This is a genomic window from Winogradskyella forsetii (assembly GCF_013394595.1).
Taxonomy (GTDB): Bacteria; Bacteroidota; Bacteroidia; order Flavobacteriales; family Flavobacteriaceae; genus Winogradskyella; species Winogradskyella forsetii.
The window spans coordinates 15,996-39,576 of the sequence record NZ_CP053348.1 but is presented as its reverse complement, the minus strand read 5'-3'; the positions used below and the strand labels follow the sequence as shown (position 1 = coordinate 39,576).

General features: G+C 35.8%; 16 protein-coding genes. 8 read left to right on the top strand and 8 right to left on the bottom strand.

Translation table 11 applies throughout. The features are described 5' to 3' along the window. The first annotated feature begins 331 nt into the window (after positions 1-331). The 5 genes from HM987_RS00160 (at position 332) to HM987_RS00140 (ending at position 4,444) form a co-directional block, all read left to right on the top strand. Positions 332-973: a hypothetical protein gene (locus HM987_RS00160; protein WP_229724537.1), complete on the top strand. Its 642-nt coding sequence runs from the start codon at positions 332-334 to the stop codon at positions 971-973. Positions 974-997: 24 nt separating this feature from the next. Then, positions 998-2,428 (top strand): flotillin family protein, encoded by a 1,431-nt coding sequence (locus HM987_RS00155; protein WP_179004177.1) that lies wholly within the window; start codon positions 998-1,000, stop codon positions 2,426-2,428. Positions 2,429-2,476: 48 nt separating this feature from the next. Further along, complete coding sequence (locus HM987_RS00150; RefSeq protein WP_179004175.1) at positions 2,477-2,914, top strand: hypothetical protein; 438 nt, start codon at positions 2,477-2,479, stop codon at positions 2,912-2,914. Positions 2,915-3,011: 97 nt separating this feature from the next. Then, positions 3,012-3,872: a cupin-like domain-containing protein gene (locus HM987_RS00145; protein WP_179004174.1), complete on the top strand. Its 861-nt coding sequence runs from the start codon at positions 3,012-3,014 to the stop codon at positions 3,870-3,872. 86 nt (positions 3,873-3,958) lie between these two features. Next, on the top strand, positions 3,959-4,444 hold the full coding sequence (locus HM987_RS00140; RefSeq protein ID WP_179004172.1) for a DUF6646 family protein: 486 nt from the start codon (positions 3,959-3,961) through the stop codon (positions 4,442-4,444). A gap of 566 nt (positions 4,445-5,010) precedes the next feature. Here HM987_RS00140 and HM987_RS00135 read toward each other — a convergent pair. After that, positions 5,011-5,493 (bottom strand): regulatory protein RecX, encoded by a 483-nt coding sequence (locus HM987_RS00135; protein ID WP_179004171.1) that lies wholly within the window; start codon positions 5,491-5,493, stop codon positions 5,011-5,013. 234 nt (positions 5,494-5,727) lie between these two features. Here HM987_RS00135 and HM987_RS00130 point away from each other — a divergent pair, with 234 nt between their 5' ends. Continuing rightward, on the top strand, positions 5,728-11,433 hold the full coding sequence (locus HM987_RS00130) for a GEVED domain-containing protein (protein ID WP_179004169.1): 5,706 nt from the start codon (positions 5,728-5,730) through the stop codon (positions 11,431-11,433). A gap of 304 nt (positions 11,434-11,737) precedes the next feature. Here HM987_RS00130 and HM987_RS00125 read toward each other — a convergent pair whose 3' ends face one another. The 4 genes from HM987_RS00125 to gdhA form a co-directional block, all read right to left on the bottom strand. Continuing rightward, on the bottom strand, positions 11,738-14,167 hold the full coding sequence (locus tag HM987_RS00125; RefSeq protein ID WP_179004167.1) for a TonB-dependent receptor plug domain-containing protein: 2,430 nt from the start codon (positions 14,165-14,167) through the stop codon (positions 11,738-11,740). Between the two features lie 21 nt (positions 14,168-14,188). Beyond that, entirely contained in the window at positions 14,189-14,908 is a 720-nt protein-coding gene (recO, locus tag HM987_RS00120; protein ID WP_179004164.1) for a DNA repair protein RecO, read from the bottom strand. A gap of 3 nt (positions 14,909-14,911) precedes the next feature. After that, the gene (porZ, locus tag HM987_RS00115; RefSeq protein WP_179004162.1) at positions 14,912-17,281 is read right to left on the bottom strand and encodes a type IX secretion system anionic LPS delivery protein PorZ; all 2,370 of its coding nucleotides are present in this window, start codon (positions 17,279-17,281) and stop codon (positions 14,912-14,914) included. Between the two features lie 130 nt (positions 17,282-17,411). Further along, on the bottom strand, positions 17,412-18,755 hold the full coding sequence (gene gdhA, locus HM987_RS00110) for an NADP-specific glutamate dehydrogenase (protein ID WP_179004160.1): 1,344 nt from the start codon (positions 18,753-18,755) through the stop codon (positions 17,412-17,414). Between the two features lie 298 nt (positions 18,756-19,053). Between gdhA and HM987_RS00105 the strand changes: the two genes are divergently transcribed. After that, positions 19,054-19,842, top strand: coding sequence for a THC0290_0291 family protein (locus HM987_RS00105; RefSeq protein ID WP_179004158.1), 789 nt, complete (start codon positions 19,054-19,056; stop codon positions 19,840-19,842). Positions 19,843-19,873: 31 nt separating this feature from the next. Here the strand turns inward: HM987_RS00105 and HM987_RS00100 are convergent, their stop codons facing one another. Continuing rightward, complete coding sequence (locus tag HM987_RS00100; RefSeq protein WP_179004156.1) at positions 19,874-21,013, bottom strand: cystathionine gamma-synthase; 1,140 nt, start codon at positions 21,011-21,013, stop codon at positions 19,874-19,876. A 115-nt stretch (positions 21,014-21,128) separates the two neighbouring features. On the opposite strand from HM987_RS00100, the gene HM987_RS00095 reads away from it, so the two are divergent. Next, entirely contained in the window at positions 21,129-21,848 is a 720-nt protein-coding gene (locus HM987_RS00095; RefSeq protein ID WP_179004154.1) for a DUF3298 and DUF4163 domain-containing protein, read from the top strand. On the opposite strand, the gene HM987_RS00090 is transcribed toward HM987_RS00095, so the two are convergent. Together HM987_RS00090 and HM987_RS00085 are read right to left on the bottom strand one after the other, a co-directional pair. Beyond that, complete coding sequence (locus HM987_RS00090; RefSeq protein WP_179004152.1) at positions 21,845-23,092, bottom strand: cation:proton antiporter; 1,248 nt, start codon at positions 23,090-23,092, stop codon at positions 21,845-21,847. The genes HM987_RS00095 and HM987_RS00090 overlap by 4 nt on opposite strands. 4 nt (positions 23,093-23,096) lie before the next feature. Then, positions 23,097-23,552 (bottom strand): DinB family protein, encoded by a 456-nt coding sequence (locus HM987_RS00085; RefSeq protein WP_179004150.1) that lies wholly within the window; start codon positions 23,550-23,552, stop codon positions 23,097-23,099. Positions 23,553-23,581 lie beyond the last annotated feature (29 nt).

Sequence of the window (23,581 nt, the reverse complement as noted above, 5' to 3'; positions counted from 1 at the left end):
GTTTTTGAAACCTTGCAGGACAACTTCAAAAAAATAATTTTCAAAATTTCTGTAACAAAATTCTTTCATGATATACTGATATATTGAAAGTCGATCTTTACCCAAATACAATTCACAATTTAAAGTATAGAGACGACCTTACTACTTTAACCATCACCATACAATTGACATTCCTTAATTGGATATTTCTAATCCAATAAAAGATTTCAAACATAACCATGACCATAAACGTCATTCTTGGTGGTGATGCTGTGACCGATTAACTTTCAAAAATTAAGATGTAATAATCTTACAATGGTCGTATATTTATAAACTCATTAATCTCCGCGTTATGACTGAATGGTTTTCAAATTTAGAATTTCTATCCAAAATGTATTGGTTGGTAGCCATCATTGGCTCTCTAATTTTTTCTGTAGTGATGATCATGGCTTTTATAGGTGGCGACGCTGACGAAATTGGTGATTTAGACTCCGATATTGATGCTGATGGTGCAGGCTTTCAATTTATATCCTTTAAAAACCTGGTGGGCTTTTTTACCATATTCGGTTGGAGTGGCATTGCCTGTATCGATGCAGGACTCTCCACACCACTAACCATCATCATATCTGTGATTTGTGGTTTATTGATGATGGTCATTATGGCTGCACTATTCTACTTTATAAGTAAACTCTCAGATAGTGGCACTCTAAATTATAAGAATGCACTCGATGCTGTTGGCGAAGTTTATTTAACCATTGGAGCTGATCGCTCTAAAATGGGAAAAGTAAGTGTTAGTGTGCAAGGTACCATGCGTACATTAGATGCACTGACCGATTCGTTTACCGAATTAAAAACGGGCACCATTATAAAAGTGGTCGATGTCACATCCAACGGCATTCTCATCGTTGACCACACCCGAAAACCCATTGAGCCCTCAAAAGCCCAAAATGACCCTTTATTGAGTATCGACGCTCAAAAGAAACTTTCAAAATAAAATTAACCTTCAAATTTCTAAACTATGTATTTACTAACCATTCAAGAGAATTTTAATGCGGAAAGCTTAGGCGGACCGATGCTACTGATTTTCGTTGCTTTATTTATTATTGTGACCTTACTTATTTTAATAAAACGCTACAAGCGTTGTCCATCGGACCGGATTTTAGTGGTCTATGGAAAAGTGGGCGGCGGACAATCTGCCAAATGTATCCATGGTGGCGCGGCTTTTATCATTCCTGTGATTCAAGATTATGAATTCTTGGATTTAACACCAATTTCTATCGAAGTGAATTTGGTCAATGCCTTATCTAAACAGAACATTCGTGTTAATGTGCCATCACGTTTTACCATTGGTGTTTCTACCGAGCCTGGCGTTATGCAAAATGCTGCAGAGCGTTTATTGGGATTGGGCGCACAAGATGTACAAGAATTAGCTAAGGAAATCATTTTCGGACAATTACGTTTGGTGGTCGCCTCTATGGATATTGAGGAAATCAATAATGATAGGGATAAATTCTTAACCAATATTTCGCAGTCTGTTGAAACGGAATTAAAGAAAGTAGGTTTAAAACTGATCAACGTAAACATCACGGATATTGTTGACGAGTCTGGCTATATCGAAGCACTTGGTAAAGAAGCTGCTGCACACGCTATTAACGCTGCACGTAAATCGGTTGCTGAGAAAACAAGGGATGGTTCTATCGGTGAAGCCAATGCCGTACAAGATGAAAGAACCCAAGTAGCCGCTGCAAACGCACAAGCTGTGGAAGGTGAAAACACGGCGAAGATTGCCGTTGCCAATTCCGATTCGTTACGTCGTCAGCGTGAAGCCGAAGCCGAACGCGTCGCCATTGCTTCTGAGAAAGTACAAAGTGCCAAAGCCTTACAAGAGTCTTATGCTGCAGAGCAGGAAGCCGAAACAGCGAGAGCAGAACGCGAGCGTTCCTCTCAAATGGCCGATATTATTGTACCTGCAGAAATTGATAAACGCAAAGTAGAGATTGATGCTGAAGCCGAAGCTGAGCGCATTAGACGTAAAGCAAAAGGTGAAGCGGATGCCATCCTTTTTAAAGCACAAGCAGAAGCACAAGGTCAGTTTGAAGTGTTAACTAAACAAGCTGCAGGTTTACAAGAAATTGTGAGAGCCGCTGGCAATAACAGTCGAGATGCGGTATTATTATTAATTGCCGATAAATTACCGGAATTGGTAAAAACGCAAGCAGAAGCCATCAAGAATATCAAAATCGATAAAGTGACGGTTTGGGATAGCGGAGCCAACGGTGAAGACGGAAAATCATCAACTGCTAATTTCCTTTCTGGCATGTATAAATCAGTGCCACCTTTACAGGAAATGTTTAATATGGCTGGTATGGACTTGCCAGAATATTTAAAGGGAAAAGACAAAAAAGAGATTGAAGCAGACGATGCTAAGATTGATAAATCGGAAAAATAAAATCTTTTTAATTTAAATAAAATAGTTTACAAAAGATCAGTACCCATAATGAAATTCATTTTTGGTGCTGGTCTTTTCTTATTAGGAATTATCGCTTTGTCAGCAAGTATTTTCGGATTGATATTCTGCGGATTGGGAGCATATTTTTTTCATACGGATGGTATTGAAATTAACCTAGAACAGAAAACGTACAGAAACACATTGAGTTTATTTAGCTTAACCTTTGGGAAATGGAAAGATTTACCAGAAATAGAATATATATCTGTCTTTGCAACCACTCAATCTACAAAAGTTAGAGCCTTAACCGCGGAAACAATGGTAAAGAAGGCGGTTATAAAAGTCAATCTATTCTATAATACCAATCGAAAAATTGAAGCCTTCGTTACTGAAGATACTCAAAAAGCTTTTGATGTTGCAAAAGAGATTGCCACTGTTCTGAACATTGATGTGTTAGATGCTACGGAACGTGAATCTAAATGGCTTTAAACTAAATTTAACTATAATTCTGCTCCCACAATAGTCGTGTTTTAGTAAGGTTTTTATAACTTTGACCACGAACTTATCTTGACTTAAAATCTAGAATTTGCAATTAAATCTACAAGACATTCCTCGTGTTGGGACGATCACAAAAGCTGATTTTATAAAGCATTATTTTAAACCACAAAAGCCTGTGGTTATTGAGCGATTTATTGACGATTGGCCAGCGTACACCAAGTGGAATTTAGACTACATCAAAGAGGTTGCTGGAGACTTAACTGTACCACTTTATGATGACCGACATGTCAACCATGCAGATGGCTTTAACCAACCGCATGCCGAGATGAAAATGAGCGATTATGTAGATTTGCTAAAGCGCGAACCTACAAAATACCGTATTTTTCTCTGGAACATACTAAAGAAAGTACCACAGCTTCAAAACGATTTTACCTTTCCTGATTTTGGTGTTAGTCTGATGAAAAAACTGCCGATGTTATTTTTTGGCGGCACGGACTCCTATACGTTTATGCACTATGATATTGATTTGGCTAATATTTTCCATTTTCATTTTGAAGGTAAAAAGCAATGTATTTTATTCGACCAAAACCAAACTAAATATTTATACAAAGTCCCGCATGCTTTAATTGCAAGAGAGGATATCGATTTTAAAAACCCTGATTTTGAAAAGTGGCCAGCGCTAAAAAATGCCAAAGGTTGGATTTGCGATTTAAACCATGGTGAAGTGCTTTATATGCCAGAAGGGTATTGGCATTATATGCGTTACATTACACCGGGATTTTCCATGAGCTTAAGAGCCATAGCAAGGAACCCGGTAAACCTAGGTAAAGCCATTTATAATATTCTTGTGATGCGGAATGTTGATACTATAATGCGACGTATAAAAGGCCAAAAATGGATTGACTGGAAAAACAAAAAGGCTATTACAAACACCAAGCGTTTTGGATAATTTTCTGATTTATAACTCATTGAAATTTTTTTCTCGTCATTTGGATTTCTATTTGTATCTTTGCCCGAATTTTTAAAATTTAAAACATGAAAAATATTGTAGTAATAGTCGCTTTATTGGCTTTTAGTTTTGGTAATGCACAAGCTTTTGAAGGTAAAGGCGATACTAAATTTCAAGTTGGTGCTAATTTTCAAGATATGGCCACAGGAATCAATGCGAGTTTCGATTATGGATTAGGCGCAAATATTTCGGTAGGTGTTTCTTCTTCTTATGCTTTAGGAGGCGCTAGTGGTATAGAAAATCTTGATTTTGAAGATCGATTTGACTTAAAAGCACGTTTTAATGCAAATTTGGGCAATGTCATTAACATTGATGAAAATTTTGATTTGTATCCTGGTTTAAACCTCAGCCTTAAAAACTTTGGTGGGCATCTTGGCGCGCGTTATTTCTTTACGGAAGGTTTTGGTGTTTATACAGAAGCGAATTTTCCTTTAGCTAAATATGATAAGGACAACATAGTTGATATACACAATCAGTTTACTTTAAACTTGGGTGCTGTTTTTAACATTTAAAAGCTTACTCAACAAAATATACTATTAGCCTTTTCACCCAATAGTTATCGGGATTGGAAAGGCTTTTTTTTGTTTTAAAAGTATGATTACTGAAAACTTATAAAGTGGAGTAACAGTTTTAATAAGCTCATTCGTCAGTACCGATAATGCTTTTATTTGTTGATTTTTGAATTTGCTAGAACATATAAAACAACAAATAACAAGAGTGTTGGTTGAGGTTTGTTTATTTTTAATATGTTCATTTTGCCTTGATGCAAAACGAACCAAAAAATCAAAACGATTTGTTAGGAAATTGCGAGCACCATTCGCTAATACATTAATGTTTTAGGATTTTAATTTCCTATTAGTTCCAATCCTAGATTTATTTTCAGAAACATCTTTTTTGCTCATTATTTCTGAAAATCGTTGATTCCGACCCTGTCGGAAATTAGGTGTTGAGCTCTTAATTTGGTTTGGTTAAAAAAATATATTTTGAAAATCTACGGTTTCAGCATCTTATCTCTTTTTCTCAATACAAACTCTATTTTAATTTTTAAAATTTCCGAAAAGAATCAGTTCAACCTTTGTCATGATGAGTTCTTAATATATTCATTCAATTTTTCATACACCAAGTGCGATTCCCACCCTCTGTACAATAAATAATCGGCCACCTTTTTTTTCTTCTTGTAGCTATTTTTTTCACTCACTTGGGCGATGCGCTTTAAGGTTAATTCATCCAAGGTTTTATAGTAATCGTCTAAATCGATTTCTTTTAAGGCCGCATCAATGCTATATTTAGAAATCTCCCTGAATTTCAATTCCCTTACCAAACGGTTCTTGCCCCATTTTTTAATTCTGAATTTCCCACGGACAAAAGCCTTCGCAAAACGTTCTTCGTTTAAGAAATTATGCGCAATTAAATGTACAATGATCACGTCGATAGCCTCAGGAATCATGTTCATTACCTTTAGCTTTATCCGAACCTCTTTATGGCAACGCTCTTGGTAGGCACAATAATGTTCCAACTTTTTTTGCGCTTCGTTAACGGTATAGGTTTTATGTGTATTCATCGCCTCAAAAATACAATACAATAACTATAAACTTCGATTTTCTGAAATTTGAAAAACTAGCGCCCAATTTGAGTATTAAAATTCTGATATCGTACTTTATCGGTAAACTTTGTTTTTAATAGAAAAACGATAATGATATTTAACAATTTGTTAATAAATACGTACCTTTCAAAGTCCTGACTTACAAGGATTTTGATATATCTTTGCAAGCAATTAATCCATTTAATTATCCCTATGATTAAGAATTACTTTTTATCTCTTGTGCTATTTCTAAGTTGTTATATATTGAATGCTCAGCTTAATTCTGGTGACATTGCATTTGTACAATATAATGCTGATGGCACAGACGAATTTGTTTTTGTAGCGTTAGTGGACATTCCAGCTGGTGAAGTCATTAATTTTACTGATAATGAAGAAAACGATTTGACCGGTGGTGAAGGAACTATTACTTGGACTGCACCAGGCGGTGGAGTTTCTTGTGGAAGTATTGTCACAATTACTACAACTCCTTCAGCAAGTGCGGGAAGCGTTACAGAAACCAATGACCTGAACTTTGCTGGAAGTGGAGATTCTATCCTTGCATATCAAGGCACAACTGCTTCTCCAACATTTATTGCCGCCTTAAGTAATGATGGTGGATCTTGGGGTGGTACCAACGACGGTAATTTACCTGCTGGATTAGTTAACGGAACAACAGCCATAGCGATAAGTCCACAAGTTGATAATTGTGCATACAATGGCACATTAACTAACGATACTAGAGCAGCTTTATTAGCAGCAATTAATAATAATGCAAATTGGACCCTTACCGATAATACAGCACAGCAAACTTATGCAGGAGGTAACTTCACCGTATCGGATTGTGTCGCTTCAGATCCAAACTTAGCAATAACAGGAACAGCAATTCATGGCTCTTCATGTACAAGTACTGCAGCAACAACAATACAATACACTATAGCTAATAGCGGTGTTTTATCTGCTGCAGGTGTTAGTGTAACTTCTGATGACGCACAATTTGTGGTTAGTAATTTATCATCAACGACTATTGCAGCATCTGGTACAGCGACTTTCGATGTTACTTTTACGCCATCTGCAGTTGGTGCTCAAGGTGCTACAATTACAGTAACTAGTACAACACCTACGAGTAATTCACCAACCATTAATTTAACAGGTACAGGAATTACCTCTCCTACAATAACAACACAGCCCTCCAATCAAAATGAGGTTATTCCAAATACAGCCACTTTTAATGTCGATTCTTCAGACGCAAGTACTTATCAATGGCAAGTTTCTACTAATGGAGGCACCACTTGGACTAATGTTACTGTAGGTTCTGGCGCAACAACTGATACCTACACCACAGCTGCGACTTCTGCACCAATGGACGGCAACCAATACCGTTGTATTCTTACTAATAGTTGTGGCTTTACAAATTCCAACGTAGTAACATTAAATTTAAGTAACGATATCCCTAATAATGCAAGAAATATTGAAGCCTGTTTAGCCGAAACAAGTATCGAACTGGAGTGGGATGCTTCATCTGGTACACCAAGTCCTACAGGCTATATTGTGTTTGCTCAAACAGGAAGTACAATTCCAACAAGTACTCCAGCTGCTGCAGGCGATGCTTCTACCTATAATGCAAATACCGATTACACTTTAGCTACCACCTATGGTACCCTCGGAAAGGCAGTTTATAAAGGTACCAACACCAACGCTACCATAACAGGCTTAACCAGTGGCAACGATTATACGTTTAAAGTAGTAGCCTACAATAGCGAAAACCTTACTGGTTGGTCAAATGCTATTAATAGTTCTGGTTCATGGAACGACACCTATACAATCGGAATGCCTAACGCAACCTTGACTGGAGCTTCGGTAGCACCAACCTCATCAGTCTTAACTTGGACAAACCCACTACCAACGTCTTGTTATGAGATACTAATTGTAGCAAACCAAGGAAGCACAACGTTCACACCAGTCGATGGCAATACTTATACTGCAAATGCAACCTATAGTAGTTTAAATTCTATTGTTTTTATGGGTAATGGGATTACCACAACTGTAAATGGACTAACAGATGGCGTAGAATATTGTTATATAATTTTTGTAAGAAGTATTGCAACTGGTGAATGGAGTTCTGGTGATTCTATTTGCCAAACTACAGGTCTTTCCTATTGTACAAGTGAAGGAGGTAACTCTACAGATTCAGGTATTCTAAATGTAACTTTAAATACCATTAATGAGAGCTCTAGTTCTAACCCTGCATATACCGATTTTACAAGTGTTTCTACTGATCTAACCTTAGGTGAAACTTATCCTTTGAGTGTAAATGTTAATACAGGTGGAAATTATTCGTCCTATGTTAAAGTCTGGATTGATTGGAACCGAAATGGTTCTTTCAGCAATTCTTCTAATGAGGCTATAGAACTAGGAATTTTAGACAATGATAATGATGGACAACCTTCATTATCTCCTATTAATATTACCGTACCGTCTAATGCTACGGTTGGGAACGTGAGAATGCGAGTGAGTTCTAATTCGGATAGCGGCGACGACGATTATGCAACACCTTGCGCTAGTTTTGGATACGGAGAGGTAGAGGATTACATCATTAATATTGTACGCCCAGTGGGTGCTGAAATTCATGTAGAAGGTAATAACAACACTATTTTTAATGGAGATATAACAACAAGTGGTTTAAACAACACGGCTTTTGGCACTACCAACATAGGTAATACAATTGTTAAAACCTTTACAATAGAGAGTATTGGTGCTTCTACGTTGAATTTAACAGGAAGTCCAGATGTACAAATCACAGGAACCAATGCTTCAGAATTTGTAGTATCTACCCAACCTTCAAACTCCAGTCTTATTGGAGGTCAAGATACCGATTTTACAATAACGTTCACCCCTTCTGGCTCAGGTATTAGAACGGCTAACGTAGAAATAGCTACAAACGATAGTGACGAAAATCCGTTTACCTTTGCAATTCAAGGTATAGGTGAATGTAATAGTGCAACTTATGAAATGTCTCCGATTAATGGTCCAGCTGGCACAGTAGTGACAATCACGACCACTAGTGGCTCCAATGCTGACAGTGCAACAGCATTATATGATGGTCTAGCAACAACTGTAGACTATATATTACCATCCATATTTCAGATTAGGATTCCTGATAATGCCATTAGTTCAAATATATCCTTTGAAGACGTTACAGGCTGCACTAGATATTTACCATTTACGGTAATCACTTCAGACATCACAAGTTGTGACGGACTTGGAGAATTACCAACAGACATCTTTATTAGTGAGGTCACAGATAGAGATTCGTCTATTGACGGACACTCTTATGTTGAATTATTTAACGGTACAGGAGCGGCAATTGATATTTCAGATTATTTCATCGAAGTACATAGTAATGGAAACTCATTTGCTAGCGGATACATCGACATTCCCAACAGTACAACGCTTGCCGATGGTGATACCTATGTAATTTCATTTGGCACAGGATCAAATATTGTTGACCCAGTATCTCAAAACGATTATTTTAGCTCTAATACTACAGGTATTAATGATGCAGATCACTTAATCCTAAATAATGGTTCTATGGATATCGATTTATGGGGAGATACCTCAGGAAATCCATTTACTGGAGGTGTAGGTACGGAATATAATGGCCCTAATCCAAACGGTAGTGATTATACCTACAGAAGAAACTTCTCAGGAACCACTTTACCAAGTATGACATGGAACGCTGCGGACTGGGCTTTAATAACTCCACTCAACTATTCAGACATTGGTAATTATGATTTCTCAATTGGAGAAGCACCTTTAGTACAGGATCAACCTAATGATGCTGATTTCAATTGTGAATTTTCAGCGAGCTTTACCATAACAGGTAGTGAAGCTTACGACGAACCTGAAGACACACAAAATTTAGCATACCAATGGTATTTTAACCAACCAGGAACTTCAACTTGGACTGAAATATCATCGGGCAACTCAAATTATACTGGCCAACAATCAGCGACTTTAAATATTATTGACACATTTAATTTAGATGGCTACCAATATTATTGCCAATTAAGAGAGGATAGTACTACCTGTTTCAAAGCATCCAATGCCGTTAAACTCGATGTACGTGTATCCACTTGGAATGGCACTTGGTCTGTTCCGCCTTCGATAGATCGCTTCGCCTTGATTGATGATGACTACGATACTTCAGAAATTACAAATGGTGAAATTAGTTTTGAAGCCTGTGGTTGTACCATTACTAATACTCATGAATTAATTATCTCTGACAATGATTTTGTACGTGTTGATAATAACTTAGTTGTAGATGGTAGTTTAGTAGTTAGACCTTATGGCTCATTTGTTCAGATTAATGATGCAGGTACAGTTACTGGAAATGTTTTATCCAATAAAAACAAAATACAAGTTGTTAAAAAAACAACTTTATTAAATTCAAGTCAAGAATATACGTATTGGAGTTCGCCAGTATATGGTGAAATTGTTAGTGACGGTTTAGCTGAAGCAAATCTTGACCGCGTTTTTTCTTTTGCAGGAGAAAACTTCTTAGATGCTACGAGAGAAGTGAATAACAATGATGGAACACTCCCAGGCCAGGATGATATTGACGATGACAATAATGATTGGCAAGTAGAATCAGGCACAACTGTTATGTTACCTGGTACAGGTTATGCTGCTACACAAGGTTTTGCTCCGTCTTTCCCCACACAAATAGATTATATTTTTGAGGGGCCTTTTAATAACGGTGTTTATAATGTTCCTATTTATAGAAATGATTCGGAAACCAATGATAATAACTGGAATTTTATTGGAAATCCATATCCTTCGGCAATTAATGCTGTCAGTTTCTTAGCTGCCAATGCAAGTATAGACCAAAATGCCGCTGGTAGTATTTACGGCGCTATTTTCTTTTGGTCACATAATACTGCAGCAGATGGTAATACTAATGGGAATGAAGCGCTGAACTATGCACAAAGTGATTATGCCATTATGAATGGTTCTGGTGCAACAATGGGCGGCGACATGATAATGCCAAATCCTTATATTCCTTCTGGTCAAGGTTTCTTTGTCTCTATGGATGATGGTGCGCCTTCAACACCAGTCAGTGGAAATATAAGAACTACAAATGTTACTTTTAATAATAGCATGAGAGTTACCGGAAATAACGATCAATTTTTTAGATCAGCTTCGAGCGCTACAAATAAATTATGGTTGAATTTAACCACAGATAATGGTGTATTCAACCAAATCCTTATTGCCTATGTAAATGGTGCAACAGATGCTAACGATGGAATGTATTTTGACGCTGAAAGACAATTATCTGTTGAAACCAACGCAGCTATATTTTCATTTCTAGAAAACTCTAATTCTTTAAAGTTTGCAATTCAAGGCAAAAATCCGGATCACTTAAATTTAGATGAAATTATTCCTTTAGGATTCAATACAAGTATTGACTCTCCTACTTTATATACGATTTCAATTCATCAATTTGAAGGCGAATTTTTGACCGATAACAATATTTATCTCAAAGATAGTAATCTTAACGTGTATCATAATCTTTCTGCAAATGACTATACTTTTACATCTGAATCCGGCGAATTCAACAACCGCTTCGAAATTGTATTTACACCAAGCACACTTTCTATAGATGATCATTTTATAAACGCCAATGATTTAACTATTGTTGAATTACCAAATGGTGATGTTGAATTCAAATTAAATTCTAAAAAGAATAGTATTTCTAATGTTGAAATTTTGGATGCCTTAGGAAGACGCATTTATAATTTAAAAGGCAGCAATGCTACTGAAGTTTATAACTTATCGCAATTGAGTCAATCGGCTTATATTGCTAAAATCACCTTGTCTAACGGACAAGTTATTAGCAAAAAAGCGATTAAACAACGCTAAAATTAAAAGCTGTTATATGATGTAAAATAAACCTCATCTAAAAAATGAGGCTTTTTCATATAGGCCAGATGTAGCAAGGCTTAAACAAGAAGCACTACCAGATCTCAATATGGGTTCACCCGTAGTTATTTCGGGTGATATTCGGGCCTTATCCGTATAGCTTCCGTATATGCCACATATCTAAGCCGTATAACCTTCAGGTAACTTGTAGGTCAGATACAAAAGCTTGTAACCATGTTAAAGCAGACAAGTATGCACATGAAAACATCGAAATTGTAATACTTATAATATAAATAAACAGATACTAAAGCGTGTATTTTAAAGCGAGAATAAGGTTTCTACCAGCAGCCGAAATTCCTGAAGAATAAGGTCTGTAACGTTGGTCGGTTATATTTTCCAAGCTCGCCGTAATGCTTAAGTTATCATTGTACTGATATTGGGTTCTAAAATTGAGTGTATGCCATGATGGTGCATACGGATTTCCATTGGCATCTAAGGCATAGAGATAATCTTTTTCAATTTCTGAAGGTGCCAATTGATTATAAGAAAGTTCATTATTGTAAACCAAAAAAGCATCTAATTGTAATTTATTGTTTTTCCAGATGAAATGCGTTCGCCCAAAATTTGGAGCCACATGCCTCACAGGTTCTTCAATTCCATTATTGTCTTCGGTACCACCAATAACATTATATTGGGAACGCAATTTTAAATATTTAGAAAAATTGACCTCCAAACCTACTTCAAACCCATAAATCCATGCTTTTGAAGCATTTTGTATGGCTTGAACCGTACTCAACTCGCCATCATACATAATTTCAGTTTCGCCATTTAATTTATAAGCTCTTCTGATTAAGGCATTATCTAAAAAGGTGTAATAGGTTGCCATATCCAGGATCACTTTGTTGTCGAAATTCAGCTTTAATCCTAGCTCACCACTATAGGCATATTCTGCTTCAAGATTATTATTTGGCACCACTACGGCTCCAGGTTCGCTATCAAACACCTTACCGATATCATCTATATTTGGTGCTCTAAAAGCTGTGGAAGCGTTTAATTTCCATTGCATCAATTCGCTTGGCGACCATGTAAAGCCAGCCGTTCCTGTTAAGGCACCTGTATTAATCTCAACATCATTAAAAGGGAGGTTTAAAAATGTATTATTCTCCGTAAAGTCCGCTTTAGCAATCACTTGATTATAGCGTAATCCTGTTTGAAACACAAATTTAGAATTGGGTTTATACTTTAAACTGGCATAAGCCGCTACTGATTGCCATGTAGAGCCATCTGGATAGCGCGTTACGTTAGGAGCGGTTGCATTGGTTTCGATATTTTCTTCATGCCCTTCTGAGCCTACTGTATTGTGCAGATATTCTGCACCATAAAAAACGCTCGTTTTCTGATTCAAGTTTTTTTCCAAATCTAGATTAAAGGATATCGCATCAACAGATTCTGATCTTAGCTCACGGATGGCGGATTGATAATCCCTATCTTCTCTACTTTCTTTAAAATTTTGATAAGCTAAAGTGGTCTGGATTTTATCGTACAGATTAGAATTACTACTTAATTTGGTCATTTGAAAATTTCCCATAAGCCATTGCTGTGGCCCGTAATTCCATTCGGCAGAACGTAAATTATCGCCTCTGTACCTTAGTAATCGATCATACCTGGAATAATCTGAAGTCGTAGAAAAGTACAATCCAAAATCAAAATTAAGATTATCGGATGGCTCGTACCTTGCTTTTTGCATCAGGTTAATCTGGTCGTAACCAGTAGGCGTTTGCACTAATGGATTAGGATTGGTGACAATAACATCTTCGCCATTTTCCCTTATGACAAACTCTGGCCTAAGATAGTCGGTCGGACCTTTACTACCCATTCTAAGATCATCGAAATGGGTATAGCTGGCACTCGTTAAAAACGCCCATTTCCTATAGCCTAAATTGACATCAAAATGACCGGTTTTTTCTTCGTTGGCACTAGCATATCTGGCTAACACATTGGCGGTTAAATACAAATCATCCCTATACGATAGTTGTGGTTTTTTAGTGTAAAAACTCATAACACCACCAATGGCATCACTACCATAAACCACAGAACCTGCGCCTAAAGTGACTTCCGTATTTTTTATAGCGAAGGGATCTATAGAAATTACATTTTGAAGATTGCCGCCTCTAAATATGGCATTGTTCATTCGCACGCCATCAACCGTGATTAAAAGCCTATTGGTAGAAAATCCTCTTATCATTGGGCTACCACCACCCAACTGACTTTTCTGAATGTAAATATTCCCTGTGTTTTCCAATAAATCGGCACTGGTTTGCGGATTTGCCATGGCAATGTCTTTGGCGTCTATACTGATGATTGTTTGTGGAATATCGCGTTTTTGTTGTTCGAATTTAGAGGCTGAAATGACGATTTGTTTTAACCCTTCCACTTTTGGAACGAGATAGACGATGTTATTGTTCTTGGAAATTTCAGATTTTGTTACTCGTTGTTGTTCATATAGAAAATCTTGAAACACGATCATCTCATTTTCACTGAAGTGTGATAATGAGGCTTTACCATCCAAATCCGTGATTCTAGTCTTGCTTTTCTTAAGATTGTAAAGCGTCACTCCAGGAATTGGTGTTCCGCTATCTGCTTCTAAAACGGTAACGTTTTGCCCATAAGAGAGTTGTAGAAATAGAACTGAAAAAATAAAATATATTATAGTGTTCTTCACTTGTGAACGCATTATACCCTTTAGAATTTTACCCTAATGAAACACTTCATTAAGGACTTGTAAAGATTTAGGTTTTTTAAAACTGCCCAAATGTAATTCAAAATAATACAACAAAAGATTTAAAAACTCCTGTCTTTGTTTGGCATTAACCTTTACTGCATTTAAGGCATCAAAGTTTGTGCCTAACAAGCATTTCAACAGTGTTAAATTTTCACCAGAAATGGAGTAAACTCCGTGGTTTGACGCTTCAAAAATTCCCGATTCCAAATTAAAGTAGTTGTAATCTGTATTCACGTTTTCGGGTTGAAATCCTAAATAGCGTGTTAACTTCAATAAAAACAATAAATGAAAATTTGAAAACTGATCCTCATTATCCAAATACTGTAGGGCAACTGAAATAAACTGGAATAAATCTTCATTCTTTTCTTCTTCTTTTAGAACGTTGGAAAGAATTTCGGATAAAAAAAGAACAATAGCACTCTTATAAATGTTGGTGTGAAGACTTTTGTAGATGTAGTTAAACTTAACCTCACTTATAAAATGAAGAGATTGGTTGGGTTTATAATTTTCCTCAATTTGAAGTTGTGACAAGGCTTGATAATACACGGTTTTAGACAAGCCTTTTTTAGATTTCAACACACCTCTTAAGAGATAACTAACCACACCGCGTTGCTCAGTATAACACTTTACAATAAGATCGTAATCTCTATACTTTAATTTTGAAAGCACAATGCTATTGTTTTTAGTACGCATGCTTTAACGGACTATGAGGACTTTTAGCACTTTGGTTTCAAAAGACTCTAAATCGGAAATCATAATTAAATAGACACCTGTCCGCACTACCGAATTAGCCAAATTTTTACCGTTCCAAATGGCTGTACCACCATCAATAGCGAAATTATAATTGGTATTTGAAGATCTTAAATTAATATTGGATTGTGCTTCTGCAACCAAATTCCCTTCAATATCGGTAATTTTAATATTGACACGCTCTGTTAATCCGCTCACTTTTATACCTTTATTGATGTCGTTAAGATCGTTATATCCCAGAACGTCATATTCTGGTCGCACCGGATTAGGATATGCAAAAGCATCTTCTAAGGTTTCTTGTGGCTTAGACCCTCCTGCTTTAAAAGATAATAGTCCTTTTGTTGTGGCTATATAAACCGAGCCATTATTAGGGTCTAGTGAAATATCATTGATTCGGTTAGAAGGTAATGGCGAATTATCAGTAGTAAAATGATATATTGTATTTTGCCCATCTGGCGAAAAATAAAATACACCAGAATCGAATGTACCAATCCATTTATTGTTGGAGCCATCGACTTCAATGTCTGAAATGATCTGATTTTCTAACAATTCCTTTGGAATACCATCTTCTAATATAATAACTTGGCTTAGCGATGGGCTGGGATTATCATAAAATCCCAATGGATTAAATAGAACCCTTATACCTTTTGTAGTACCAACCCATAGTTGACTATTATTATCTAAAGCTAAACTTATAATTCTAGTAAAGGGTAATATATTTTGTTCTTCGCCATTAATATTCCTTAAAGGATCTGTTGCAATACTTTCATTGTAAGCTATCAGTCCGTTATCATAAGATCCAATCCATTTAGTACCGTTGTTATCTATTTCAATGGCAAAAAAACCATCTTCATCATCAGGATCTTCAATTAAATTCGAAAAACTATAGCTCTCCCAATTACCAGTTGATGGATTATAGGATTTTAACGGTTCAGCAATTCTACTGGATACGGACCAAAGTAAACCATCACTATCAAATTCAGTATCTGTAACTCTAACACTAGTAGAGGTACCTAAAGGTTCTAGTCCGCTATTATTCTCATTGTAAAGAACAGTTGGTTCAAAGTTGTTCAACTCTAATAATCCGCTATGAGGCGCACTTATAAAAACCTGTAATCTATCAAATGGGTTGATTGAAATTTTAGATAAATTCTTTGCTTCAAATACACTTTCATAGGGGATGGATTCCCATTGTTCATTTCTAAAATAGCTTAATCCTCTACTTCGTAATGGATAAGGGTTTGTAGTGGTATCATAATCACCAAACGAAGCCCAAACACTAGCGGTTTCAGAATTTAACCTAAAAACATTATTATATAATGGCCCATTGGGTAAAATTTCTAAATAGCTTTCAGAAGTATTTATGTCCGTTCTCAAAACACCTAATTTACCGGTACCTATGTAAATATCTGCATTCAAAATAGTTGCTGAACTAAAATTGGTATTGAATTCGGAATTAGGCTGAAAAGAATTAACAAGTTGAATATTGCTATTATAAACATTAACCGAATTTGACATTGCAAATATTAAATTAGCATCTGTCACTTCTGCGTCTAGAGGTAATAAAGGTAATGTTGTCAAAGTATTAATTGAAGCACCATCTATTTCATATAAGACCCTATTAGATCTTACCGAGTAAATATTATTATTAAGGACACTCATGGTATAATAATTTCCAGAAATAACAGTTTGCCATTGCTGAAAATCAATAAGATTAGGATTCGCTAAATCTGCCTTTTTAACACCATTATTGTTTAAGCAAGCTGCATAAATTTCATTGTTTAAAATTGATACTTGTTTTACGGTTATTTGAGCTCCTCCATTGCCAAGAAAATAAGTGTCTCCAAACTCTAAGCGTTCTAAATCATAAATTGAAATACCATAATCCGTAGAAATGTAAACTAAGCCCTCATTTTCATAAAAATGATTGATACGTTTATTTAAAGGCGTGATATTTTGTTTCTCCAAAATATCCACTATAGTTAAAACTTCGCGATCTGTTTCAGAATATAACTCTATTAAACCGGTCTCATAACCTATAATTAGATATTGATAAAATTCACTATAAGAAATGGTGGTGATTTGCTCACCAGACAAACCATCTATGGTGGTGATTGTAGTGACCTCATTGGTTAAAACATCATATTCAAAAATCGCATTTTCTGCTGCAGCATATATTTTGTTATCACCAGATACAACATCTACAATATTATTATACGAGTAATGTGCTTGCCATAAAGATGAGAAATCCTGGCCATAGCTTAAAGCCGAAAACAAAAAAAGAATACTAGAGATTTTTAATATAGTCTTACGCATTAAAAATATAAGTTTGGTCAAAGATATTTAATAGTAACGATAATAAAGTGCTATTCATATATAATGTCCATAAAAAAAGCTTCTATGGTTTAATACCATAGAAGCTTCTTATTAATTGTTGCGGTGAGTTTTAAATGACACCTTGAGCTAACATTGCATCGGCCACTTTTACAAAACCAGCAATATTTGCCCCTCTAATGTAATCTATAGAGCCATCTTCGTTCTCCCCATATTCTACGCAAGAGTCGTGGATATCTTCCATTATGTCCTTTAACTTTTCGTCAACCTCTTTCCTTGTCCAGCTCAATCGAAGTGAGTTCTGACTCATTTCTAAACCAGAAGTGGCCACGCCTCCTGCATTTGAGGCTTTTCCTGGCGCAAACAAGATTTTGGCTTTTTGGAACTCATGTACCGCATCTGGTGTTGATGGCATATTTGCGCCTTCAGATATGCACATACATCCATTCGCTATTAACTGTTTCGCCTCTTCTCCATTCAATTCATTTTGAGTCGCACAAGGCAATGCTATATCACATTTTTCAGACCAAGGTCTTTCACCTTTATGGAATTTGGCATTTGGATATTTGTCAATGTATTCGCTAATTCGGCCGCGCTTTTCATTTTTAATATACATCACATGTTTCAACTTTTCGGTATCAATGCCATCCGCATCAAAAATATAGCCTCCAGAATCTGAAAGTGTCACCACTTTAGCTCCTAATTCTATAGCCTTTTCCGCAGCATATTGTGCCACATTTCCAGATCCAGAAATAACTACTGTTTTACCATCAAAAGAGTCCTCTTTTCTTTGCAGCATGTTTTGGGCAAAATACACAGTTCCATATCCTGTGGCTTCCGGTCTAATTAAAGAGCCTCCCCAGGATTGTCCTTTTCCTGTTAAAACGCCTGTAAATGTGTTTTTTAATTTTTTGTACATCCCGAACATAAAACCAATTTCCCTTGCTCCAACACCAATGTCTCCTGCTGGCACATCGGTATTATGACCAATATGTCTAAATAATTCCGTCATAAATGCATGGCAAAAACGCATAATTTCATTGTCTGACTTTCCTTTAGGGTCAAAATCAGAGCCTCCTTTACCACCTCCCATTGGTAATGTGGTCAACGAATTTTTAAAGACCTGTTCAAAAGCTAAAAATTTTAAAATACTGGCATTCACAGTTGGGTGAAAACGTAAACCTCCCTTATATGGCCCAATAGCAGAGTTCATTTGAACCCTATAGCCTCTGTTGACTTGGATTTCGCCTGAATCATCAACCCAACTCACCCTAAATGAAATTAATCTTTCAGGTTCCACCATTCGCAAAAGAATGTTTTTTCCATTATATATATCGTGTTTAGCTATATAAGGAATAACTGTTTCCGCGACTTCTTGGACCGCTTGTAAGAATTCTGGTTCATGTCCATTTCTTTCTTTTACAAGATCTAAAAATGCTTCTATTTTTTTTTTCATTTATTTGTTATATTATTGCGTTAGAATTATGATTAAAATTACACTTTAGATTTTTTGAGTTATTGCACAAAAACCATTTTAAGCGATATTAATTTAGAAAATTATAATATATTGTGCGTAAATATTTATTATCAACAAAAATAAGTGTTTAATTTTTATTTATCCCTATTTAATTTTTCAAAATCAACATTAACGCTTTTCTTTATAAAATAATAAAGTGTGCATTTTATCCGTTTTATTTGGTAGTTCGTCGAGTTTTTATATATTTGCTCGGCAAGAGTCTCAATTTTAAAATTAAATGACAATAGATATAAAAAAACCAATCGTGCTGTTTGCATTCCTTTTATCAATGCAATTAAGTTATTCTCAATTAGGATTTTCTCACGAGGTTGGTGTTATTGCTGGTCCTGTTGCGTTTCAGTCTGATTTTGGTGAGCGTTATGACTTTGAGACAAATTCTGGTAATACGGGTTTTGGAATTGGCCTAGTCTACTATATGAACTTTGATTATCTTACTAATTACTATTATAATTCAGCAAACAATTATTTTACCGACCACTTCAAAGTACGCGCAGAATTATCTTGGAACAAAACTAAACTCAATCATTTTGGTAAATGGGTAGATGCGGAAAGAACCAGTACTAGTGCGGATAAGCTAAGAGCACATTCTGGCGAAGCACAAAACTGGAACTTAGGCGCACAATTAGAGTATTACCCATTAAGTATTAAGGGATTTTCCCAAGGTGTTTTTCCTTTAACGCCATTTGGGAGTATTGGCGCACAATATGTTTCGTATAGTCCATCTGTGCAAACTTCGTTTGGAGACCAAAATATTGATAATCCTAATAATTTTTATCCGTTATGGGAACCAGAATCGATCAGTGATAAGAGTGGCTCTGCTTGGTCCTTAGTGGCTAGTTTGGGAGTTAGATATAAGCTTACTATTCTTTCAGATTTAATGGTTGATTTGAGATTTCAGCAATTTTTTAATGATTCTATGGATGGTTTAGATCATCAATTAGCCTCCAACAAAGCCAATGATTGGTTGTTGTGGCTCAACTTTGGTTATATCTATTACTTCGATTAAAAATTTTGAAAATAGCCAGTCCTGATTAAACTTAGTCTATCGCTTGCTTTAAATCTGCGATTAAATCGGCTTCATCCTCAATACCCACGCTTAATCTAATTAACGAATCCACAACGCCTGTTTTTTCACGTTCTTCTTTAGGAATACTGGCATGCGTCATACTTGCAGGATGACCTGCCAACGACTCTACGCCACCAAGCGATTCTGCAAGCGTAAAGATTTTTAAATTTTCAACAATTCTAATGGCTTCTTTGTAATTATTCCCTATGGTAGTAAATGACAACATACCACCATAATTATTCATTTGAGAGGTTGCTATGCTATGATTTGGATGGTTTTTAAAACCTGGCCAATACACATTTTCAATTTTTGGATGTTGCGCTAAATATTCAGCAACCGCTTTTCCATTTTCGCAATGGCGTTGCATTCTAATATGTAAAGTCTTAATTCCCCTTAAAGCTAAAAATGCATCTTGAGGACCACAAACGGCACCACTTGCATTTTGGATAAAATATAAACGCTCTGCTAAATCCTTATCCTTAACAATCAAAGCGCCCATAACCAAATCACTATGACCACCAAGATATTTGGTTGCGGAATGCATCACGATATCCGCACCCAAATCTAAAGGCTGTTGCAAATATGGCGTAGCGAAGGTATTATCCACAGCCAACAACACCTTATGTGTCTTTGCAATTTTTGCAGCTGATACAATATCAATAATATTGAGCATAGGATTGGTAGGCGTTTCTACCCAAATCAGTTTGGTTTTTTTAGTCATATAGTCTTCTATTCGATTGGCGTTTTCCATTCCTATAAAATGAAATTTAATTCCGAAATCTTCATATATTTTAGTGAATAACCGATACGTCCCACCATATAAATCATTGGTCGAAATGACTTCATCACCTGGTTTTAATAATTTCAAAATCGCATCGATAGCCGCTAATCCAGAACTAAATGCCAAACCATATTTTCCATTTTCTATACTTGCAAAAGCATTTTCTAAAGCTGATCTTGTCGGATTGTGTGTTCTAGAATATTCATAACCTTTATGACCACCTGGCGTCGATTGTGCATAGGTCGAAGTTTGATAAATTGGCGGCATTACTGAGCCATAAGCAGCATCTGGTTTTTGACCACCATGGATTGTTTTTGTGTTGAATTTCATTTTAAATTGCTTTAAATAATTATCTGCTGTAAGTCACAACAAATTTAACGATAATTCGTTCTATTCAATTCTAAACAATACCTTTAGTCTTTGTTTAACTTAGAACTCATTTATATTGAAACACATCATCCCCTTTTTAGTCTTCATCATTGTTTTAAATTCTTGTACGTCAGAATTTAAACCTGCCACTTTTGAAACCCTATCTGTTGAAGAACCTTTTGAAGCTGAAATTTCAGCAACTTATAGTAAAGCAGAGGGCAATAGCGAATTGAGCAATACCATTAATTCAAATGTTGAAAAAGCCATAATTGAAACTTTAAACACTCCTGAAAATAAAACTGGTTTGAACGCTATTTTAAAAGCATTTAATACCGAATACCTAACGTTTAAGGAGGAATTTTCGGAAGTATCAGAACCTGTTTGGGAACTTCATATTGAAACAGAATTGGCCTATCAATCTGAAGACATAATCACTATCGCCATTAGTACTTATGAGTTTAAAGGTGGTGCACATGGCAACGATAAAATTAAACTGTTAAATCTTGATGCCAAAACCGGAAAAACCATAGAAATCACAGACTTTATTAACGATATTGATGGCTTTACAAAATTGGCGAAAACACATTTTATAAAATCCTTAGAAGCCAATAGAAAGAATCTAACGATAGAGAACTTCTTTTTTGGAGAACCATTTCAATTACCTGAGAATATTGGGTTTAGCGACGAAGGTTTAATTTTAATCTATAATGTTTATGAAGTGGCATCTTATGATTTGGGTTACACCGAATTTATGATTCCATTTGAAGATGCTGAGCCATTTTTACAAATAAACTAAACTGCTTTTCTTGTCAATCGTTTTATAATAGGCCCAACGGTTAGCCCTTGGCCAACAATAGACACCACAACGACCACATAAGTGATCACTAAAAACAATTCCCTATGCATTTCAGCGGTGAGGCTTAACGCCAACGCAATAGAAATACCGCCTCGCAAGCCTCCCCAAGTCATTATTAAATTTGTTTTTGGCACAAAATCCAGTCGCCTTTCGAAAAATTTAATCGGAAGGAACAATGAAATATAACGACACATTAATATGATAGGAATGGATAATAAGCCTGCGTAAATGAATTTGCCTTCCAAAGTCAATACCAACATTTCCATACCAATCATTACAAAAAGAATAGTGTTGAGCAGAACATCTATAAGTTCCCAAAATTTATCTACATAAAGCTCTGTGGTTTCGGACATGGCCGAATTTCTTACGGTATCGTTTCCAACAATAAGTCCTGCGGTGACCATTGCTAAAGGTGCCGATAAATGAAATTGGTGCGCTAACATGGTGCCTCCCATCACGGTGGCTAGGGTTAATATCACTTCAATTTCATAATTGTCTATTGACCTCATTAATCGATAGGTGATCCAACCTAGCAAAAGACCTAGTATAATGCCTCCAATAACTTCCTGTCCAAATAGTGTTGCAATATCCGAAAACTCAATAGCAGCATCTGGTTTTGCTGCGATAGCATAAATGGTTAAAAAAACTACCACGCCAACGCCATCATTAAATAAAGATTCCCCAACAATTTTAGTTTCCAATTTTTTTGGTGCTCCTGCTTTCTTTAAAATGCCTAAAACAGCAATCGGGTCTGTTGGCGAGATTAAGGCGCCGAACAATAAACAATAGATAAAATTGACTTCTAAGGTCATTAACTTAAGAACGTAAAACATAGCAATACCAACCAAAAACGTGGATATGGAAACACCTAAAGTAGCAAAAGCCAAGATTGGCCATCGTTGCACTTTAAGTTGGTCAAAATTAGTGTGTAACGCACCTGCAAACAACAGAAAACTCAACATTATATCCAGTAGAACGGTTTCGAAATCTATGAGTTTAATAAATTTCTTTTCCTGTATCAATAAGGTGTCATCAAATTGGGCAATACCCACCAAAACCACTGTAAATACAATGGTTATAATCATTAAACCAATAGTGATTGGCAGTTTTAAAAATCGAACATTTATGTAGCCAAAGAGCGCAGACAGTACAATTAAAATAGTGGCAATTGAATAGTAATCCATAAAATTATAGTGATTTTCTGAGTGCTAAAATATAACCTAAATGAATACCTTCATGAAAATTATTAAAGTCAATGGCTTCTTCAACATTACTTAATGTGCTTTTTGTTGTCACAGTATATTGATTATAGGTCTGAAATATTTTAGTATCGTAATCTTCTTTTGTTTTTTCAATAGTAGAAAACAGCATGCCTTTTATAGTGTCAACTTCAGCCTGAGATAAATCGCGCTCAGTTTTAGTTCCTTTTCTAAACGTGTCTACCATATCATCCGAAACAATCATTGGTAATCCAGATAATTTATACACCAATAATTGCTGCGTCACAATAGTATGCGCAATGTTCCAAATGATGTTATTATTAAATCCCTCTGGTACCTTATTCAATTCTTCTAAAGTATGATTCTCTATAAAACTTTTTAAAAGTTTTCTGTTTTTAATAGCAATGTCGAAAGCCCAATCCATAAAATGATATTTTCCTTAAAAATAATAAA

Bases quoted from the DNA above. Each gene is read 5' to 3' on its own strand.
- HM987_RS00160 (WP_229724537.1), top strand. From the start codon at position 332: ATGACTGAATGGTTTTCAAATTTAGAATTTCTATCCAAAATGTATTGG.
- HM987_RS00155 (WP_179004177.1), top strand. From the start codon at position 998: ATGTATTTACTAACCATTCAAGAGAATTTTAATGCGGAAAGCTTAGGC.
- HM987_RS00150 (WP_179004175.1), top strand. From the start codon at position 2,477: ATGAAATTCATTTTTGGTGCTGGTCTTTTCTTATTAGGAATTATCGCT.
- HM987_RS00140 (WP_179004172.1), top strand. From the start codon at position 3,959: ATGAAAAATATTGTAGTAATAGTCGCTTTATTGGCTTTTAGTTTTGGT.
- HM987_RS00135 (WP_179004171.1), bottom strand. From the start codon at position 5,493: ATGAATACACATAAAACCTATACCGTTAACGAAGCGCAAAAAAAGTTG.
- HM987_RS00130 (WP_179004169.1), top strand. From the start codon at position 5,728: ATGATTAAGAATTACTTTTTATCTCTTGTGCTATTTCTAAGTTGTTAT.
- HM987_RS00125 (WP_179004167.1), bottom strand. From the start codon at position 14,167: ATGCGTTCACAAGTGAAGAACACTATAATATATTTTATTTTTTCAGTT.
- recO (WP_179004164.1), bottom strand. From the start codon at position 14,908: ATGCGTACTAAAAACAATAGCATTGTGCTTTCAAAATTAAAGTATAGA.
- porZ (WP_179004162.1), bottom strand. From the start codon at position 17,281: ATGCGTAAGACTATATTAAAAATCTCTAGTATTCTTTTTTTGTTTTCG.
- gdhA (WP_179004160.1), bottom strand. From the start codon at position 18,755: ATGAAAAAAAAAATAGAAGCATTTTTAGATCTTGTAAAAGAAAGAAAT.
- HM987_RS00105 (WP_179004158.1), top strand. From the start codon at position 19,054: ATGACAATAGATATAAAAAAACCAATCGTGCTGTTTGCATTCCTTTTA.
- HM987_RS00100 (WP_179004156.1), bottom strand. From the start codon at position 21,013: ATGAAATTCAACACAAAAACAATCCATGGTGGTCAAAAACCAGATGCT.
- HM987_RS00090 (WP_179004152.1), bottom strand. From the start codon at position 23,092: ATGGATTACTATTCAATTGCCACTATTTTAATTGTACTGTCTGCGCTC.
- HM987_RS00085 (WP_179004150.1), bottom strand. From the start codon at position 23,552: ATGGATTGGGCTTTCGACATTGCTATTAAAAACAGAAAACTTTTAAAA.